Raw genomic sequence first — 20,559 nt, forward strand, 5'->3', positions numbered from 1 at the left:
AAATAAATATAATTTAAATAATGAAACTTTAAGTAGTGAAATTAAGAATAATTCAAGAAAATTATAAAATTTATTTTATATAAATTCTTATTGTTTCTAATAAGATATTTTATTTTTTCTTTTATTAATTTGAACTTAAATTTTAGATTCATATTTTTTATAATATTCTAGGCAAATCAATTCTAAAAAAATTATCTAATTTTTCTCATGCAATATTACGTTGACTTTCTTCAGTATCTATTCACTGATCAAAGGCTTCGGCAAATAAATCAAGATGTGATTCTCGGCCATATTCACTTCTCACAATACCATATGCTAAAAGTTTTTGATAAATTGGATCGTTAATTTTTGTACCATTTGCTAATGATGAAATCATATAATTAGTTTCATCAGTTATTTCTCCTTTTTCTAGATTATCTTTTAATAAATAAGATGAATTAAAATGATTATTTCATCATTTTTTAGGATCATTATCTGCAAGTGAATTTATTCTTTGTTTTCCTTGAAAATTTAAACGAATAAAAGAACCTAAAGCATGACCATATTCATGAACAATTGTTCTAATAATACTTTTTGAAGCTTTATAACCACTAACATATTGCCAATATTGAGTTCTTTTACTAAGAGAATTTGGATTTATTGCCATAACTTGAACTAATGAATAATTTTGAAATTGTGAATTATAAACATAACCAGATTTAACAAAACCAAATAAGCCATTTTTATTAATTTTAGCCACTCGATATAAAAGTTTAAGAACATTTTTTTTACCATAAATTTGTGCAAATATATTATAAAATCGAACTAATTTATCTTTTATCTCTGCTTTTTCATTAGCATTTATTGTAGATGAATTAATTAATGTATCCCAATTAATATTTGTATAAGTTTTGCCAAGATTAGTAATATTAATTTGATTTTGTAAATCAGAAAAATCTGTAAAATTACTCTTATTATTTGCTAACAAGTTAAATTCATTAATCGATTCTTTTTTTGCCTGATATTGAATTTTTTCTTCTAAATTAGTAACAAAGTTTAGTTTTTTACTAGTTTTATTAAATCAATTTTGCGGATTTTTTAAATATCATTGTTTTAAACTAGCAGCATCTTCACCTTCAATAAAATTTATGCGATCACTTACTACTTTATTAATTCTCTTATTGATATCAGGAACAATATAATTACCAGAAATATCTTGCTCATTTTCATCAGCTAAATCATAATCATTATTAGTACAACCTCACCTACAAGCAATAACATTTATTGTTGTTGCACTAACCAAAATATAATTTAAAAAAAATCTAATTATTTTTCTCATAACTTTATCTCCTGAATCTATATTTAAATAATTAGGGATTTATATTAATTTAATTATGCTATCATGAAATATTTAACTTATAATAAGGTATTTCTGTATAACTTTCTGATACTTTTGTTGAAAAAGCAAATATTTTTGATCCTGGTTTAGGAGTTATTTTTGCAGTTTTTAATTTTTTATTAAAACTCTCAATAAGAAATTCATTATATAAAATATCTTTATACTTATCAGCAATTTTTTTACCAAGTGTCTTTACTACAACATCATAAAATAATTTATTTTTATTATTTTCTGTATATAATCCTTCTAACTTAATGTCAATTTCTTCATCATTTTTTGGTTGTTTACCTTGGTAGTTAATAAAAACTCGATTATTTTCTGTTGGTAATGGTAAAAAGTTTGCTTTAAATGATGAATAATTCATAATATTTTCAATTGCAAAACTAAATTCAATCTTTCCTTCATTATTAAAATTGGGAAAACTTAACTCATATATTTTTAATGCTGAACTAGTTAAAGCAGATGTAATCTCATTTTCATAAAATTTTATTAATTTATTACGATTTCCTAAATATTCCATAACTGTTGCAAATCTCCCAAATTGACTTGTTGGATGTAAGAATGTGCTTTTTTCATACATATCAGTATTAAAATAAATTTTTCCAAGATTTTGTTCATAAAAAATATCCGAAAATTCTACTGGCTTATTTAAAATATCTATTTTCCCTTGAAAGTGACTATTACTTTTTGCTATTAAAGAAATATTTTTATTATCTTGATTAATTAGTACATATAAATCATTATTAGAAAACTTAGTACCATTCATAATATTAATTGCTTCTAAAATTAAATCTTTATCAACTATTCCGTTTTTTTCAAAACTTTTACTATAAGGCAATGCTTTTTTAGTTATTATTTGACTAATATCATTACTTAGTCAAAGCAAATTAACCTCTTTAACTAAAAAAGGTAAATCTGTTGTATCTGGCATATAACGAATAATAGCCTTTGTCATTCCATCTAACATATCAACATCAATATTATCAGTATTCATTTTTTCTTTTCTTAATTCACTTTTCAAACTAAATGAATTAGGAATTATATTATAAGTTTCTTTAATACTATTATTTATTTTGCTTAGATTCGTACTTAATACATTTCCAAAAGTTCCTACAGTTGTTCCAAATGTTAAAAAACTTAATGTTGCTAATAATAACTTCATAAATTAAAACCCCTTTATATTAATAATGTAATTCTACATGATTTCTATGTTTACTTCTTTCTAATTACTTTTACCATTAATAGTATTCATTATTACAAATAATACTTAAGTTATTATTATATTTAATTTAAAAAAATGATTAATAAAGCATATACATTGCCGTAATCAAGAAAAAAATAAAAAAAACTTTATTAGTTATTGCAAATTATACTTTTCTTCAATATAATAATTAAGGTTTAGTAAATGCCCGGTTAGCTCAGCGGCAGAGCATTCGACTGTTAATCGAAGTGTCATAGGTTCAAATCCTATACTGGGCGCCATTATTCTAAACTCTTGTTTTCTACGGCTCGTTGGTGAATTGGTAAACACATAGGATTTTCATTCCTACATTACGGGTTCGATCCCCGTACGAGTCACCATTAATTAATATTTAGACTGCAAGTATTATAATTACTTGTTTTTTATTCCCCTAGATGTCTCGTTAGCTCAATTGGCAGAGCATCAGACTCTTAATCTGAGGGTTGTAGGTTCGAAGCCTATACGGGACACCAAAATGCGGAATTGGCGAAACTGGCAGACGCACCAGATTTAGGCTCTGGCGCCGAAAGGCATGAGGGTTCAAGTCCCTTGTTCCGCACCATACATTATTTTATTAACCTTTATGTTTTTCATTAAAGGTTTTTTTCTTTTTTGAAATTTTTATTCTATGGGGACGAATAAATATAACGGATAGATTTTCTAACTTCAAACAATAAAACTAGCAAATCTAAATATTTGTTAACTAAATTATACCACAAATTTTAAGAATGTTAAAAAATATAATTACAAAATTACATTTAAATAACACAAAAATCCTAATCTTAAAATTAGAAATAAAAAATATTAAATTGTATTATTTTAAGCACTATTAATATAATTTCTACTATTTAAATAATTGGCTCTAGCCATTAACATATTAATTAACGTTGGATAAGCATATATTTTTGCACCTTTAGTTTGAGATTTAACTAAATGTTGAATATCACTTTCAGCACTACAGCCAATATTTCAATCAGCAGGTTGATTAATAATACCTTCTTTATTATTTTCAAAAATTCTTAAAGTTTCTTTATTTACTTTAGTTTCAATTAAAAATGCTATTAATTCATCATATTGACCATTACAAAAATATTTTCAAGCCTTTAAAAAGTTTTTTAAATTTTCTGGATTAACTTTATTTTTTCTTTTATCAGGTTTATATGCAGTTCATAAATAATAAAAAGCATGATATTTATCTAATACATAATATGCCCCTAAATATTTTGCTAAATTATATATTCATCCAGCACCATCTCCAGAAACTACTAATTTAGCATTTTCAAATTCATAATATTTTTTTAATCCATTTCAAGTAAAATCAACTGTTGGATTTGCTTGTAAATAATCTTCTTTAGGACTATATTTATAATCACCCATAAAAGTATAAATTTTATTTGATAACTTATTTCTATTTTTCCCTATTTGTTTTTTACCAGTATTATATGAGATACTTCTAATTTTTTGCATCTCTCTTTTATGATTTTTATTTCAAACAGGAACATAACAATCATCAGCATTAATATAAATAAATTCACTATTTTTTACTTTAAATTTTTGTTCTGGTAATTTTTCTTGCACTTTTGCATTTTTATGAATTTTACTAATTGTTACTTTTGAAACATAAGTAAATTTTAAAATATCTTGTATATCTTGATAATGTTTCTTTCATCCAATATATGATATTATTTCTTCTTTTAATCAACTAATAATTTTTGATCTTTTTTCAATATTAAACTCTTCATAAACTGGATAATAATATTTTTTCTTTAATTTATCTCAATAAACTCTTTGATTAAAAATCATTTTACCAAATTCAAAAATAATACTACGATTACATTTTTTAGCCACTTTATATCTATCTTTATCTCTATTTTGAAAAAAATATTCATCAAAAGCATGGATTTTATTAACATGATTTGTTATAATTTTATTAATTTCATATTCATTTCATATTCAAGATTATTTTTATAATTAAACATTTTTTAACACCTTTCTATTTATTTTTTAATCCTAACTATTCTAACAAATTTACTAAATTATTGTTGAAAAATGTTTGGTTTTAGAGTATAATTATAAAGAACGATTGAAATAACTAGAACTAGCAAATCTATTGCAACGTTTAAAGATAACTTTTATTAGTTATCTTTTCTTTTTTAATAAAATAATGTACAATAAAGAAAAATATAAATAGAAAAGGAAAAAAATAATTATATGAATGGACAAATTATATCTTTAATATCTGTATGGAGTGTTTTTTTATTTTTAATAAGTTTTTGTTTTATTTTAATAGGAATAAATCAATCTAAAAAAAATAAAGTTTTTGGAATATTATTCTTAACTATTTCTCTTAATATTATAGGAACTTTTATTGGTTGTATGATTATATATAAAAATCAACATCCAGAATTTTATTTTTGAAAAAGTTTAGGAAATAAATTTAAAAAAATGTTTAAATTTAAATTTAAAATTAAAAAAAGAAATAAAAAAATATATGAAGTAATTAATAAAGTTAATAAGTTATTACTAGCCCGTTGTAACTTAAAGATTATATTAATTATATCATAAATTTTTGCGTTTTTAAAGCATATGAAAGGAGATTTTTATGTGCAAGAAGAAAAAATAAAAATAAGAACAATTTTTAATGATGCAAAAGCATTAAGAGAAAAATTAGAAGAATATTTTAATCATTGTAAACAAACTGAAGAAGTACCTACTAAAATTGGTATGTTAGTTTATTTAGATATTACAGAAAATACTCTTTATAGTTGAAAACAAAAAAAGAGAAATACTTTTTTACAACAAATTAATTGAGCATATTTACAAATACGCCATATTAATACACAAAGATATTTAAAAGCAAATGCAAATAATACTGCATGATATTTAGAAAGAGCATTTGTAAAAGAATATCATTTATCTACAAAAATTGATATAAAAAGTAGTGATAATACAGCCCCTATAGCAATTAGTTTAGAAAATAAAGGTAAGAATAAATGTTAAGTAATTTTGGTTATTTATTAGATATTGCTAAAAGAATGTATTTAAAACAACCTTTAAATATTACTAAAATTAAACAATTAGGTAGTCGTAAATCTGGTAAAACATTTAGTGATATTGAATTTCTTGGAATTTTATTAATGTTAGAAAATATTAATATTCATGCTTATTTAATTCGTAATATGTCAAAACAATTAAATGATAGTTGACAAGAATTAAAACAAATTATTAGAGCAACATATCCTAGTATTAATTTTATTATTAGTGAAACTAAAAAAACTATTGAATTTAATGGTAGTAAAATAACTTGTAAATATTTACATTCACAAGATAATAGTAATGTTAAATTAACTGGATTAGCAAGTAATTATTTATATGATTATGTAATTATATGAAGTGATGAAAGATATGAAATTACTGAAAATGATTATCAAGATTTAAAAGATGCTATTCGTGGTGCAAATCAATTATTAGAAATTGAAAGTTGTAATCCTTGAAGTATTTTAAATGAATTTATTAAAAAAACTATAAATGCTTGTCCACAAAATGAAAAACAAATTATTAATGAATATGAACAATTTACTATTATTGATAATACTATTTATCATTATCAAAATTGAAAATTAAATACTCATTTAAAAGATAGTGATAAACAACAATTATTAGAAATAGAACTTCTAGACCCAATATTTGCAAGAGTAAGAAGTCATGGTTTAGTAGGTTATGAATCTGGTGGAATATATTCACATCTTATTCATAAGATTAGTAGATTATTACAACCAAGTTATCGATTTAGTGCTGGATTAGATTATGGGTTTAAAGATGATGCATTAGCATGTTTATTAATAGGTTTTGATTATAATTTTAAATTTGTTAATGTTATTGATTGTTTAAAAATAGAAAATAAATTAATTCGATATGATAATAAACAATTAGCAAGATTAGTAGTTGAGTTTTATATTAAATTAGCAAAAGAAAATAATTTGTTATATGAATATGGTTTAACTGTATATTGTGATTTTAGTAATTATACATTTATAGAAATGCTTAATGATACAGCAATTAAATATCAAGTTAATTCATGATTATATTTTAAAGATTGTGTGAAATTAAGACTTGAGTTTAGAATAGGTAAGAACGTGGCTTTAATGGCATCAGAACGCTTAAATATTAGTATGAATGCACAAGCGCATTATTAGATGAATTTAGATTGGCTGTATGAGACCCTAAGAGTATTAAACAAATACCATTAGCGGGTAATGACCATTTACGTGATGCATTTGATTATGCTATAGAACCATATATTAGAAATTTAAGTGCAGATATAAATCCTTATTTTGAAAGGAAGTAACATATGAATAATCATAATACTGAAATATTAACTCCTAATTGATGTATGATAAATCTTCAAGAAATTATAGCAAATCATGCAAGTAAATTATTATGAGGTAATGGTTATAATTTTACAAGTGAATATCCTGAATATAAAAGAGCAATTGAAAAAATAAAAGAATGAAATAATTTAGATTCATTATTTTATCAAGATTGTCATATTAAATCTGGTTATGGTTATAGTATTGTTCAAATTGATAAAAGTAAAACTGGAAGAATATCTTTAAATTTTGCTCAACCTTATGCTCAATCAAGAGTTGCAAGAGTTTTAGAAACTGAATATAGTGCATCAACATGGTCAAGAGTACAATATGAGGACCAAAGTATTTACGTTAAAACAACATATACTCCAAATCAAATAATTAGATATTTTACTAGTGACACTGTTACATTAGATGGTTTACAAGAAAAAATAAGTAAAGATTTACAATTACCTTTAATAGAAAATCATAATTTAGGTATTATTCCAGTTAAATTTATGCAAAATTTACCTAAAAAGAATTTCTTTGGTGGAGTTATTGGTGATTATTATCCAGATATGACTCCAATTAAAAAATTACAAAAATTATTAAATAAAACATTTGAATCAATTGAACATGAACTTGAATATAATGTTACTCGTGTATTTTTAGATATTACTGAACAAGAAATAAATCAATCTAAAACTGCTTTTGATTTAAAGAAATTAATAGGTAAATTTATTTTACAAGCAAATTTAAGAAGTTTAGGAAGTACTAGTGGAACACCACCAATTGCTATTTTACAAGGTAGTCCAATATTAGATAAATATGCAGAATTTATTCAATTTATTATTGATAAAGCATTTGAAGGTAGTGGATATAGTCCAGTAAATGATACTACTAGTCAAAAAACAGAAGCAGAAGTATTAATTACTAATTCAAGAGATATGGAAACTACAAGAATTAAAAGAACTTTAAATCAAAGTAATTGAAATGAAATATTTCAAAGATGTTTTATATTAATGGGATTAGATGGTGATAAATCAAAATGAACATTTGAAATTAAAGAAAATACTATTACAGATAGATTAAAATCACTTGAAATTGATGAAGCAGAATTAAGATTAGGAATTACTAATATTAAAAGAATTATAGTTAAAAGATATGGTGTTAGTGAAGAAGAAGCAGAACAAATTATTAAGAACCTGTTTAAAATCTTTTAGAGAAATAGGGTAAAATGATTATATATTTTAAGATAAGAGGTATATATGCGTAAAAATTATCCTAGTAATGTTAGCAAAGAGCAATTTGAAAATATAAAATCAATTTTAGAAAATACTAAAAAGAGAACTAAACCAAGAAGCTTAGATTTATATGAAGTATTTTGTGCAGTTTTATATGTATTAAAAAGTGGTTGTCAATGAAGAATGTTACCAAAAGATTTTCCAAAATGACAAATTGTTTTCTTTTTATTTTCAAGTTTGAAGTAAAAATAATGGTAAAGAACCTAGTGTATTACAATTAGTTTTAAAAAAAATTAGTCATGGCATTTCGTATAAATAATGGTAGAAAAGAACAAACTAGTTTTTGTATAATTGATTCACAAAGTGTTAAAAATACAGATACTACTAAAAACAAAGGTTATGATGCTGGTAAAAAGATTTCAGGAATAAAGCGTCATATTGCTGTTGATTCTCAAGGTTTACCACATGCAATTTACATAACCACAGCAGAAAAAACAGATCGTAACAGTGCTATAATAATGATTGAAAATGAAAAAGAGAATCTTTCTGCAGTTCAAAAAATACTAGTAGATGCTGGTTATACTGGTGAAAAATTTGCTTCTAAAATTAAAACAATTATAAATGCAAATGTTGAAGTTATAAAACGTAATGAATTACATTCTTTTGTAGTATTACCAAAAAGATGAGTTGTAGAACGAAGTTTTGCATGATTAGAAAAATGCAGAAGATTATGAAAAAATTGTGAAAAAAAATTAAATACTAGCTTACAAATGGTTGTTCTTGCCTTTATTTCAATTTTATTGAAAAGATTTTAAACAGGTTCTAATGAAAATAGAAAATATCAACAAGAAGAAATTGAATTTAATAATACTTTTTTAGGAGAAACTAAAAATGATACCGAAAATAAATCATCAATTAATTAAAACTGTATGAAAAAGTACAGGTGAAATTGAAAAAGATTTTACACAAAATAAAGATTTACAATTTCGTGTATGTCCTTTTACCATTATTTTAGGTGCTATAAATTCAACAGAAACAGGTTATAAACCACCAACTAGTATTCCTAATGATTATACTTCATTTAGTAAAATCTTTACTGGTAGAGAAGCAATACAAGCAGTATGAGACCATTCTTATTATCCTATTCAAAATAAAGATAATCCAGATGAAGCATATAAACAATTACAAATTGGTGATGTATTTTATGGAAATATTTTAAGTGACCAGTTAGGTATTACTTATAGTGCTACACCAGCAAATAATGCTTTTATTCAAGAACAAGCAATTAAAAATGTAGTGATTAATATTCCAAATGAAAAAAAGAATTTTGATTTTATTAATAATATTGTTTCAAATTTATATAAGTTATATATGATTCCAGAAATTAATAAAGTTATAAATACTGATAAATCAATTAAAGTTGATAGACAATGATATATTCTTGAAGTTGCTAGTAAAACTTATAATAATGAAAATAAAGAATTGGCTTATATTCAATGTACTTTTAGTTCATTAAATGATAAATTAGCACATAGTGGATTAGCAATTAATCAATATGTACAACTAGGTGCCCCGGGCGACCCAGTAGCATTACCAGCATTAGATGAAAATAATAATATTGTTTTGGATGGTAATTATTTAACACCATTACCAGTTACTCATTGTCAAATATCATTTTATGGTTCAGTAAAACCTATTTCAATAGCATTATGAGGTAGAGATATTGATAATAATTCTATTAATACTAAACAACATAAATATAGACAATATCCAAGTAAATTATTATTTCCATGACAATATCAATGTTCAACTTATGACCCAGTAAGTTTTCAAGCATTACCAGAAACAAATTATGTATTAACTGTTCAAGGTCAGAGTGTTATGGATAGTTATTCAGATTGACAAAAAGTAATTGCACCAAATTATGATGATGGTGCAACTAAGCATTATGAAGGTCATTTAAGAACTAATGTTGAAAAAACTAAAAATACTAATAAAGTTGATGTATCAAATAGATTAGTTAATTATTGAGATAATAATTTTTTAAATGGTGCTGAAATAGAAAATTATAATTATGCAACTGCTGGTAATCCATATTTTCAATATTATAATAAAAATAATAAAAAATTTATTGGTAATACTCATTATAATATGAATAATAATAAATTTAAGCAATTAAATACTATTAATGCATTACATTATTTTATTTATAATCCTATTAGTGAAATACCGTTAACAGTACGAGAAACAATTAAAATTAATCTTAATACAATACCTATATTTGGCTCATTTATGAATGCTTTTGTTGGTGGTTTAGATATTGGTGCTAATAAATTATCAAGTAATTTATTAATACCTCAATTTCCTTATATAAATGGCTTAATATCTGCTGAATTATATAATTTTTATACAACATTATTATATAGTTCACAAAGTACTAATCCAGCATTAATTCCGTTAGATGTATTTAGAAATGATACACCAGATGCTATACAAGCAGTTGCTGGAACAGCAAGTCATATGACATCATTTACATTTAATTTAACTGATATGATTAATTTACAAAATTTTGATATTAATGATGGAAGTATTTCTTCACAAGGAATTTATGATACTGTAAATTTAGTTCAAAATGGTGCTGGTGGTAAAGATACAATTTCATTATTAGCAAAAGAAGATAGTTCAATTCCAATATTAAATGCTCCAAATTTTACTAATAATAATATAGTTAAATGAGCAATTGATATGATTGATATTAAAGTAGTAGGTAAAAGTAATTTTAAAATAACATTTTATTCAATGCCAGATAATAGAAATGGTGCTGTTAATGATAATTTTAGTATTTGAGAAGTGGTACTTATCAAACAGTTGGTAAAGCAAGTAATAATAGTAGATTAATTCAAAATACATTTATTTTAGCAAATAATACTTTTAAATTTGACCAACCATTTAATTATCCACAAGCAATACAACCACCACCATTAATAGAAAGAGCACATCCTATATTTATTGATTTAAGTAATCAAAATCAATATGGAATTAATAATAATATTGATGGTACATTAAAATCTACAACTGTTGATATTTATCAAATGAGACCACATACTTTAGAAGATATTAAAGGTAAATTTCTTAATAGTATTGGTATTTATATAAATCAATATGGTTATGATAATATTGATAAATTTAAAGAAGATTATGAAAGTATAACATTTAATTTTAATCTTAATCTTAATTCTATTTGAAAAACATCTTATAATCAACCTACTTATACTAACTCAAAAAGTTGATTTACACCTATTAAAATAAATTTAAGTGATATTGGTAATTTACCAGATGACCAAAATAATACTGCTCTTTTTCAAGATAATGATAATACTTATAACAATAATTCTGGAAATCATAATGATAGTAATAATAATTGAATATTTAATATAAATAATTTAAATAGTGAAATTAAACAAATTGCTTCTTTAAAAAATAAAGAAAGATTAAATAATATATATATTAATGATTTATTATGAACAAATGATACTCCAAGTTCGGGAATATCATTACCAACTTCAACATGATTTAAAATAATGGCTTTTAAAACAAAAGCATATGAAAGTCAAGAAGATAATTTAATTGTTATTGAATATCAATTTATAAGTACATTTGATGGAATAAGTTCTGCTGTAAGTGGTGCGTTTAGAAATGTCAATTGAAACTTACAAACTACATCATTGGTAATTAATCCAAAAAGTTCAACTTAGAAAGGTGGTGGTAATTATGTTAAATAATGAAAATGAAATGAAAGAAGGTAATACTATGGAAGAAAAAGAAAAAAAAGATGAAGAACAAGAAAAAACTAAAGAAGAAGTAAAATCAGAAGAAAATACTGAAAAAGAAACTGAATCTGAAGAGAAAAAAGAACCAGAAAAAGAAGAAGTTAAACTTTGGGAGCGTGTCGAAGATGTCAATAACTAAAAAGTTTTAAAAATAGCTCCTTTCTTTTTTAAACCCTTAAATTAAAAATAAATGACAAAAGACGAGAATAAAAATCTTGTCTTTTTTTTGTAATTGTAAAATTTTAAAATTTTTAATAACCGTCTTTAACGCTATTATCAACACGTGTTAGGGAACTAAAACAGTGAACTACAACACAGTTGTTAAAAATAGTAGCTAGAGCATGTGGACTTGCATGAATAAATAAAAAGTGGAGTGATACCTAATAAAATATACTAACCAGAAATGGTAATCCTTGGGGTGGGAGCGGATTGGAAACTAGTATATATAGACCTCTGTTGTAGGGACCTATTGTATTAATTCTATTCTTTATTTAACCAACCTTGCGAGGCTTTTTAATAATCTGTGTATCTTTGTTTTGCAAAGTACTAGTTCAGATTAATTCTGTCTTCAAATTTTATCATAAAATGAGCAATTGCTGTATTTCAATTTTGAATGGGCATTGTTCATTTTTTTGTTATATTTTCAATTGCTAAGTAAAATATTTTGAAAACTGCCATATCATTTGGAAAAACTTTTTTATTTCTGATGACTTTTCGTAATTGACTATTAACAGATTCAATAGAATTTGTAGTATAAATCACTCTTTTGATTTCTGGAGGATAACTAATAAAAATCATTAAATTATCTCAATTTTTATATCAAGATTTAGCAATTTGAGGATAGTGTTTATTTCATTTACTTTCAAATGATTCTAAAGCTTGCATTGCTTGTTCTTCACTACATGCATTATAAATTGGCTTTAAATCTGTAACTAGTGATTTTCGATGTTTGTATGAAACATATTTTAAACTATTTCAGATTTGATGAACTATACATAATTGATGTTCAGTTTTAGGATAAACTGATTGTATTGCTTCTGACATGCCTGTTAAGTTGTCACTACAAGCAATAAGAATATCATTTAAGCCACGATTTTTCATTTCTGTGAAATTTGCTAATCAAAATTTAGCGCCTTCATTTTCACTAATTCATAAACCTAAAACATCTTTTTTACCTTCTAAATCAACACCTAAAGCTATATAAACTGATTTGTTAATAATGCGTTTATCTTGTCGTACTTTAACTACTATACAATCAAAATAAACAATGGGATAAATGCCTTCTAATGATCTATTTTGTCATGCTTTGACATCATCAATCACATCATCAGTAATTTGACTAATAACACTTTCACTAATATCAGCACCATGATATAACTCTTGTAACTGCATTCTAATATCTGATAATGTCATACCTTTTGCATATAAGGAAAGAACTTGTTGATCAAAACCATCAAATCTTCTCTGTCTTTTTGGCACTATTACAGGAGTAAAATTACTATTACGATCTCGTGGTACATCAATCTCAATTTTACCTTGTTGAGTTATTAATTTTTTTGAACTTATACCATTACGAGCATTGTCACTATTACTATGTTGATTTTTTTCATATCCTAAATAATTTTGCATCTCAGAATTCAACATTTTTTCAACTAAACGTTTTGTTAATTCTTTATATAAACCCCCTTCTTTAAAAACTGTTGTTAAATCTTCAGTATTTTCTAATAATAAATCTACTGCTTTTGATATTGGATCATTATTATTAAAGTTATCTTTTTTAGCCATCTGTAACTCACTCTTTCTAGTCATTTAATTATATTTACTAGAATTAATTAAACATAGTTATTTTTGTAAGAACCTGTTTAAAATCTTTTCAATAAAATTGAAATAAAGGCAAGAACAACCATTTGTAAGCTAGTATTTAATTTTTTTTAAAACTAATTGTAATACACTAGGTTCTTTACCATTATTTTTACTTCAAACTTGAAAATAATAATATACAATTTGTCATTTTGGAAAATCTTTTGGTAACATTCTTCATTGACAACCACTTTTTAATACATATAAAACTGCACAAAATACTTCATATAAATCTAAGCTTCTTGGTTTAGTTCTCTTTTTAGTATTTTCTAAAATTGATTTTATATTTTCAAATTGCTCTTTGCTAACATTACTAGGATAATTTTTACGCATATATACCTCTTATCTTAAAATATATAATCATTTTACCCTATTTCTCTAAAAGATTTTATCATTTGATGACTTATCGACTAAAAATCTATTTTTTATTATAAAATAACTATCATAATGTTCTTCTTATTAAAAATTAATCAAAAAAGATTTTAAACAGGTTCTAAGTTACACAGATTACTAAACATTACTGAAATTTATATAACTTTAATTTATAAACTAAATTTTATTAGAAAATGAACAATAATTTAACTTCAATTTTGAACAGATATTGTTCATTTTTTTCTTTTTTTATAATTTTTATAAATTATAAATTGATATATATAAAATTACTGTTATAATTTTACTAGCATAATATTTAAAATGGAGTTAGAAGTAATATGAGTAAATCTAAAATTTCATTAAGTTTAAAAAATGTTGAATTTCGTTATAAACCAGAATACAATAACGCTGTTGATAATGTTAGTTTTGATATTAATCATGGTGAATATATTACTATAATTGGTCATAATGGTAGTGGTAAGTCAACACTTTCAAAAATTATTATTGGTGTTTTACACAAACAAAAAGGTACAATTCAATTATTTGGTGAAACAATTACTAATAAAAACATTAAACAATTACGTCGTCACTTAGGTATTGTTTTTCAAAATCCTGATAACCAATTTATAGGTTCAACTGTTCGTGATGATATTGCTTTTGGCTTGGAAAATCATTTAGTTGAGCCCAGTGATATGCCAGCAATTATTGACAGAGTTTCTAGGGCAGTGGGTATGGAAAAATATTTAGATCATGAACCACTATGATTATCTGGTGGTCAAAAACAACGTGTAGCTATTGCTTCAGTTTTAGCTTTAGAACCTGATATTATTATTTTTGATGAGGCAACTAGTATGCTTGATCCAAAAGGTAAACGAGAAGTTAAAGAAATTATGTTAAAATTACAAGAACAACGCAATAAAACTATTATTTCTATTACTCATGATATGGATGAAATTATTAATGCCGATAAAATTATTGTTATGAATAAAGGTAAATTAGTTCGTTATGGAACTCCATCTGAAATATTAAAAGAATGAGAGTTTTTACAAAGTATTCATTTAGATATTCCTTTTGTTTTAAAAGTATCGTTAGGTTTAAAAAATAAGGGAATTAATATTAATGAAACATTAAGTGAAGAGGAGCTGATTTCTAGCTTATGTCAATTAAATTCAAAGAAGTAAGTTATACTTATTCTCCAAAAACCCCTTATCAATATCAAGCATTAAAAGATATTACTATTGAAATTGTTGAACAAAAAATAGTTGCTATTATTGGTGAAACTGGCAGTGGTAAATCAACTATGATTCAACATATTAATGGTTTATTAGTTCCAATGGCAGGTTCAGTTGCTATTAATGATTTTATTATTAAGGCTAATCAAAAAAAAATTCGTGATATTAAAAAAATACGTAAACAAATTGGCTTAGTTTTTCAATTTCCCGAATATCAGTTATTTGAAGAAACTATTGAACGAGATATTATGTTTGGACCAGTTAATTTTGGTGAGAAAAAAGATAAAGCACGAGAGTTAGCAAAAAAATATATTAATTTGGTTGGATTAAACGAAACATACTTATCAAGAAGTCCATTTGATTTGTCTGGTGGTCAAAAACGAAGAGTTGCTATTGCTGGTATTTTGGCATTACAAGGTCATACTTTAATTTTAGATGAACCAACAGCAGGACTTGATCCCGATGGTGAAAAAGAATTAATTAATTTATTTTATGATTTAAATCATAAAGAAAATAAAACTATTATTTTAGTAACTCATAATATGAATCATGTACTAATGGTTGCTGATGAAGTTATTGTATTACATAATACACAGATTTATAAAAAAGCAGATCCAATTACTATTTTTAGAGATAAAAAATTAATTACCGAAACCGGAATTGAGCCACCAAAAATTTATAGTTTTTTATATAAATTAGAAGCAGCAGGATTTGATACATCAAAAATTACTGCTAGAAGTGATTCAGAATTAATTGACCAGTTGTCAAAAATATTATCCAAAAAAAATAGCAATAAAAAGTAAGGAGTAATAAATAATGAAAGTTAGTTTTGGTCGTTATTTACCTTTAAATTCAATCATTCATCGTGTAGATCCAAGAATTAAATTACTAGTTTTAATTTGTTTAATTGCTTCACTTTTTTTTCATACTGGTTTTGAAGGTTACGCTCTTATTGGTTTTACTGTCATAACAATTTTCTTTTGTGCAAAATTACCTTTTATGATGTTATTAAAATTAATGCGCCCCATTTTATTTATGGCATTTATTTTATTTATAATTAACTGTTTTTTAACTGATGGCCCTAATGTTGGAATGATTTGACGTTGGCATGGTATTAAAGTATCGTATAAAGCTATATTTGTTAGTATTTATATTGCTCTTAGAATTTATTTAATGATTTTAATTACAACAATTTTAACAACCACAACTCAACCATTAGATTTAACATTAGCATTAGAAGATTTAATGTTACCACTAAAATTAATTAAATTTCCAGTACATATTATTTCAATGATTATTTCTATTGCTCTTCGTTCAATTCCTACATTATTAGATGAAGCGGGCAGAATTTTAAAAGCGCAAGCATCACGTGGTGTAGATTTAAAGAATGGTCATTTTAAAGAAAAAGTTAAATCGTTAGTATCATTAATTATTCCTTTATTAGTTTCTTCATTTCAAAAAGCAGAAGATTTAGCATACGCTATGGATTCAAGGGGTTATGATCCGCAAGGTAAAAGAACACGTTTTCGTCAATACCATATTGATTTTAAAGATATATTTTTCTTTATTATTGGTGTAGGATTGTTAGCATTTCTTATATCTTATACTTATCATCCAGAAATATTTTGAAGAATTCCATTTATTGATGATTATTATTCACAATAATATATAAAAAAATAATTAAATTTTTATTTATATATTTAGAAAATATTTGTAATTATATTTTTCTTAAGTATAATAATTTTATAAACTTAATATAGTTTTTAACCCGTTGTCTTATTTTAAAGTATATGGGTTTTTTATTTTTTTAAAAGAGGAGAAATTAAGTATGTCTAGAGAATGAAAATTTGAAAGAAGAGATTTTGAAGAAAATCAGAAACGTATTGAAAAAGAAATCCAAGAAAGAATAAAACAAAATGAAGAAGAAAGAAAATTAGAAAAGGCAAAAAATTTACAAGAAGAATGTAAAAGAGCTGAAGAAGAAAAATTAAAAAAAGAAAATAAACTTATTAAAAAAAGTAAAAAACACAAAAATAAAAGACATAAAAATAGAAAAAAAGAAAATTAATATTTTTATAAGTTTTATTTATTTAACTAAGAATACTAGTAATATTTCTTATTTTAGAATAATTATTTATTTTTGTTTGATTTCAAAGAAATACCGAGGCTTTTATGTAATCTGTGTATCTTTGTTTTACAAAGTACTAGTTTAGATTAATTCTATCTTCAAATTTTATCATAAAATGAGCAATTGCTGTATTTCAATTTTGAATGGGCATTGTTCATTTTTTTGTTATATTTTCAATTGCTAAATAAAATATTTTAAAAACTGCCATATCATTAGGAAAAACTTTTTTATTTCTGATAATTTTTCGTAATTGACTATTTACAGATTCAATAGCATTTGTTGTATAAATCACTCTTTTAATTTCTGCAGGATAACTAATAAAAACCATTAAATTATCTCAATTTTTATATCAAGATTTAGCAATTTGAGGATAGTGTTTATTTCACTTATTTTCAAAGGATTCTAAAGCCTGCATTGCTTGTTCTTCACTACATGCAGTATAAATTGGTTTTAAATCTGCAACTAGAGATTTTCTATGCTTATATGAGACATATTTCAAACTATTTCTAATTTGATGAACTATGCATAATTGATGTTCTGTTTTAAGATAAACTGATTGTATTGCTTCTGACATGCCTGTTAAATTATCACTGCAGGCAATAAGAATATCATTTAAGCCACGATTTTTCATTTCTGTTAAATTTGCTAATCAAAATTTAGCACCTTCATTTTCACTAATTCATAAACCTAAAACATCTTTTTTACCTTCTAAATCAACTCCTAAAGCTATATAAACTGATTTGTTAATAATGCGTTTATCTTGTCGTACTTTAACTACTATACAATCAAAATAAACAATAGGATAAATGCCTTCTAATGGTCTATTTTGTCATGCTTTGACATCATCAATCACATCATCAGTAATTTGACTAATAATACTTTCACTAATATCAGCACCCTGATATAACTCTTGTAACTGCATTCTAATATCTGATAATGTCATACCTTTTGCATATAAGGAAAGAACTTGTTGATCAAAACCATCAAATCTTCTCTGTCTTTTTGGCACTATTACAGGAGTAAAATTACTATTACGATCTCGTGGTACATCAATCTCAATTTTACCTTGTTGAGTTATTAATTTTTTTGAACTTATACCATTACGAGCATTGTCACTATTACTATGTTGATTTTTTTCATATCCTAAATAATTTTGCATCTCAGAATTCAACATTTTTTCAACTAAACGTTTTGTTAATTCTTTATATAAACCCCCTTCTTTAAAAACTGTTGTTAAATCTTCAGTATTTTCTAATAATAAATCTACTGCTTTTGATATTGGATCATTATTATTAAAGTTATCTTTTTTAGCCATCTGTAACTCACTCTTTCTAGTCATTTAATTATATTTACTAGAATTAATTAAACATAGTTATTTTTGTAAGTTACACAGATTACTAAACATTACTGATTTTTTACTTTTAAATTGTACTATTTTTGATTATTTTTACAAGTATGCTTTTAAAAGCAAAATAACGCCTAAATTAAAGGTTTTTATTTTTTGATACCTATACTATTAATTATATTGAAATTGTTTGTTATATTTTAAATATGAAAGTGGTTTTTTAAATATTTTTTATTTTATTTAAAATAACACTTATATATTTATATAATAATTAAGTAAATTAATTTTTTAAATATATTTACAATAAATTTAGATTTTTTTAAAATAGTTAGGAGAAGTAAATGTGAATTTTAATTATAAATGAAATTTTAGAGAACAAAGTGCAAAAATTGATAAATTAGTTTTAGAACATATAACAAAAAAATGAGAAAAATGAGATTGAAGAATAAAAAATACAAGAGATAAAAAGAAATATAAAATTGTTGATTATCAATATCGAACAAGAAAAATAATGTATGGATTAGTAACTTATAAAAGAAGAATTTATGAATATTTTGATGAAAAATTACAAAAATGAGTTCGTGTTTGTTTAGTTGATGAATGACTAGAATTACCTAAATATAAAAGAATTGGTGAAGATGTTGAACAAACTATTATTGAATATTTTGCTGATGGAAAAAGATATCATGATATTTGTGCTATTTGTAAAAAAGCAGGTATTAGTGTTAGTACTGTTCATAGAGTTTTTAAAAATTTAGAAGTAATTGAAGCAAATCCAGTAAAAGTAAAATTAGAAAAAAATCAACCTATTTTTGTAGCAATTGATGATGGACATTGAAAGTTTTGAGATTTTAAACGTAAAGATATAAAACACTCTATGAGATTAATAACAACATATACAGATAATATTAATCATAAAGTACAAAATAAAAGAGTAAAAGCAATTATTAGACCAACAAGAACAGCAATTGGAGTTAAAAAAACTGCTGAATTTGTTAAAGAACATTGTCAAAAATTTTATGAAAATGTTGAACAAGCAAAAATAATTATTTGTGGAGATAGTGCTGGATGAATTAAAGATGTAGCAGATTATCTTGGTGCTGAGTTTGTTTTAGATAAATTCCATTTAATTAGAACATTATATCTTGGTATAATGGCGGGAAATAAAGGAAAATATTGAAGTGAATATAATAATTGTAAAGATTTCATTAATAATGGTCAATATGAACAATTAATTGATTATTTATATAAAGAATTAGATAATCATAAAAAGTTAAAAAAACAATATTTTAAAAATAATAAAAAAGGTATTGTTAATCAAGGTGCAAAATGAAATATTGGTTGTTTTACTGAAACAAATATTTGACATGTTTTAAAAGAAATGATTGTTAATAGAACATATAGTATTTTTATTTATATAAAAATGGTTATTTTTAAATGTAATCAAATAAATTTAAAAACATAATTTTACTTATTTTAAAATAAAAAATTAAAAAAACTTATTAAATTAAAAGTTAATAAGAATTTTTGTTATATATTTATGTTAATTAAATTATTAAAATGTTTTTATAATTTATAAAA

17 protein-coding genes, 4 tRNA genes and 2 pseudogenes are annotated in these 20,559 nt (G+C 23.8%); 17 read left to right on the forward strand and 6 right to left on the reverse strand.

The features are described 5' to 3' along the window. Window positions 1-157: 157 nt before the first annotated feature. Entirely contained in the window at window positions 158-1,318 is a 1,161-nt protein-coding gene (locus tag ACI2WJ_RS00600) for a hypothetical protein (RefSeq protein WP_400254515.1), read from the reverse strand. 58 nt (window positions 1,319-1,376) lie between these two features. After that, window positions 1,377-2,540, reverse strand: coding sequence for a hypothetical protein (locus tag ACI2WJ_RS00605; protein WP_400254516.1), 1,164 nt, complete (start codon window positions 2,538-2,540; stop codon window positions 1,377-1,379). Between the two features lie 245 nt (window positions 2,541-2,785). On the opposite strand from ACI2WJ_RS00605, the gene ACI2WJ_RS00610 reads away from it, so the two are divergent. The 4 genes from ACI2WJ_RS00610 (at window position 2,786) to ACI2WJ_RS00625 (ending at window position 3,180) form a co-directional block, all read left to right on the forward strand. Next, a tRNA-Asn gene (locus tag ACI2WJ_RS00610) sits at window positions 2,786-2,860 on the forward strand. A 24-nt stretch (window positions 2,861-2,884) separates the two neighbouring features. Continuing rightward, a tRNA-Glu gene (locus ACI2WJ_RS00615) sits at window positions 2,885-2,959 on the forward strand. Window positions 2,960-3,015: 56 nt separating this feature from the next. Then, window positions 3,016-3,091: transfer RNA gene (locus ACI2WJ_RS00620), tRNA-Lys, on the forward strand. A gap of 4 nt (window positions 3,092-3,095) precedes the next feature. Further along, window positions 3,096-3,180: transfer RNA gene (locus ACI2WJ_RS00625), tRNA-Leu, on the forward strand. 257 nt (window positions 3,181-3,437) lie between these two features. Here ACI2WJ_RS00625 and ACI2WJ_RS00630 read toward each other — a convergent pair. Next, window positions 3,438-4,571, reverse strand: a complete 1,134-nt coding sequence (locus ACI2WJ_RS00630) for an Mbov_0401 family ICE element transposase-like protein (RefSeq protein WP_400255217.1) — start codon at window positions 4,569-4,571, stop codon at window positions 3,438-3,440. A 651-nt stretch (window positions 4,572-5,222) separates the two neighbouring features. Between ACI2WJ_RS00630 and ACI2WJ_RS00635 the strand changes: the two genes are divergently transcribed. From ACI2WJ_RS00635 to ACI2WJ_RS00670, 8 genes and pseudogenes are all read left to right on the forward strand, one after another. Beyond that, complete coding sequence (locus tag ACI2WJ_RS00635) at window positions 5,223-5,618, forward strand: terminase small subunit (RefSeq protein ID WP_174480004.1); 396 nt, start codon at window positions 5,223-5,225, stop codon at window positions 5,616-5,618. Continuing rightward, the gene (locus ACI2WJ_RS00640; RefSeq protein WP_400254517.1) at window positions 5,612-6,814 is read left to right on the forward strand and encodes a phage terminase large subunit; all 1,203 of its coding nucleotides are present in this window, start codon (window positions 5,612-5,614) and stop codon (window positions 6,812-6,814) included. The genes ACI2WJ_RS00635 and ACI2WJ_RS00640 overlap by 7 nt, the downstream gene beginning before the upstream one ends. Window positions 6,815-6,825: 11 nt before the next feature. Then, window positions 6,826-6,966, forward strand: coding sequence for a hypothetical protein (locus ACI2WJ_RS00645; protein ID WP_400254518.1), 141 nt, complete (start codon window positions 6,826-6,828; stop codon window positions 6,964-6,966). Between the two features lie 3 nt (window positions 6,967-6,969). Continuing rightward, window positions 6,970-8,190, forward strand: coding sequence for a hypothetical protein (locus tag ACI2WJ_RS00650; protein ID WP_400254519.1), 1,221 nt, complete (start codon window positions 6,970-6,972; stop codon window positions 8,188-8,190). 45 nt (window positions 8,191-8,235) lie between these two features. After that, window positions 8,236-9,026 (forward strand): annotated as a pseudogene (locus tag ACI2WJ_RS00655) (IS5 family transposase). Between the two features lie 76 nt (window positions 9,027-9,102). Next, window positions 9,103-11,109: a hypothetical protein gene (locus ACI2WJ_RS00660; protein ID WP_400254520.1), complete on the forward strand. Its 2,007-nt coding sequence runs from the start codon at window positions 9,103-9,105 to the stop codon at window positions 11,107-11,109. Next, on the forward strand, window positions 11,055-11,966 hold the full coding sequence (locus tag ACI2WJ_RS00665) for a hypothetical protein (protein ID WP_400254521.1): 912 nt from the start codon (window positions 11,055-11,057) through the stop codon (window positions 11,964-11,966). The genes ACI2WJ_RS00660 and ACI2WJ_RS00665 overlap by 55 nt, the downstream gene beginning before the upstream one ends. Before the next feature lie 16 nt (window positions 11,967-11,982). Beyond that, entirely contained in the window at window positions 11,983-12,180 is a 198-nt protein-coding gene (locus ACI2WJ_RS00670) for a hypothetical protein (RefSeq protein WP_400254522.1), read from the forward strand. A gap of 407 nt (window positions 12,181-12,587) precedes the next feature. On the opposite strand, the gene ACI2WJ_RS00675 is transcribed toward ACI2WJ_RS00670, so the two are convergent. After that, entirely contained in the window at window positions 12,588-13,826 is a 1,239-nt protein-coding gene (locus ACI2WJ_RS00675; RefSeq protein WP_400255218.1) for an IS256 family transposase, read from the reverse strand. 141 nt (window positions 13,827-13,967) lie between these two features. Then, window positions 13,968-14,234 (reverse strand): annotated as a pseudogene (locus tag ACI2WJ_RS00680) (transposase); the annotation flags it as partial. Between the two features lie 377 nt (window positions 14,235-14,611). On the opposite strand from ACI2WJ_RS00680, the gene ACI2WJ_RS00685 reads away from it, so the two are divergent. The 4 genes from ACI2WJ_RS00685 (at window position 14,612) to ACI2WJ_RS00700 (ending at window position 17,573) form a co-directional block, all read left to right on the forward strand. Continuing rightward, window positions 14,612-15,454, forward strand: coding sequence for an energy-coupling factor transporter ATPase (locus ACI2WJ_RS00685; RefSeq protein ID WP_252320168.1), 843 nt, complete (start codon window positions 14,612-14,614; stop codon window positions 15,452-15,454). Beyond that, window positions 15,430-16,308, forward strand: a complete 879-nt coding sequence (locus ACI2WJ_RS00690; protein ID WP_400254523.1) for an energy-coupling factor transporter ATPase — start codon at window positions 15,430-15,432, stop codon at window positions 16,306-16,308. Before ACI2WJ_RS00685 ends, ACI2WJ_RS00690 begins: the two co-directional genes overlap by 25 nt. 13 nt (window positions 16,309-16,321) lie before the next feature. Then, window positions 16,322-17,170, forward strand: a complete 849-nt coding sequence (locus tag ACI2WJ_RS00695; protein ID WP_281748540.1) for an energy-coupling factor transporter transmembrane component T family protein — start codon at window positions 16,322-16,324, stop codon at window positions 17,168-17,170. A gap of 163 nt (window positions 17,171-17,333) precedes the next feature. Further along, window positions 17,334-17,573 carry a hypothetical protein gene (locus ACI2WJ_RS00700; protein WP_400254524.1) on the forward strand — a complete coding sequence of 80 codons (240 nt, stop codon included), beginning with the start codon at window positions 17,334-17,336 and terminating at the stop codon, window positions 17,571-17,573. Window positions 17,574-17,709: 136 nt separating this feature from the next. On the opposite strand, the gene ACI2WJ_RS00705 is transcribed toward ACI2WJ_RS00700, so the two are convergent. Then, window positions 17,710-18,948 carry an IS256 family transposase gene (locus ACI2WJ_RS00705; protein ID WP_400255219.1) on the reverse strand — a complete coding sequence of 413 codons (1,239 nt, stop codon included), beginning with the start codon at window positions 18,946-18,948 and terminating at the stop codon, window positions 17,710-17,712. Window positions 18,949-19,321: 373 nt separating this feature from the next. Between ACI2WJ_RS00705 and ACI2WJ_RS00710 the strand changes: the two genes are divergently transcribed. Then, window positions 19,322-20,443: an Mbov_0401 family ICE element transposase-like protein gene (locus ACI2WJ_RS00710; protein ID WP_400254525.1), complete on the forward strand. Its 1,122-nt coding sequence runs from the start codon at window positions 19,322-19,324 to the stop codon at window positions 20,441-20,443. Window positions 20,444-20,559 lie beyond the last annotated feature (116 nt).

Origin of the sequence: Spiroplasma endosymbiont of Cleonymus obscurus, assembly GCF_964273375.1 — a bacterium.
Classification (GTDB): Bacteria; Bacillota_I; Bacilli_A; order Mycoplasmatales; family VBWQ01; genus Spiroplasma_E.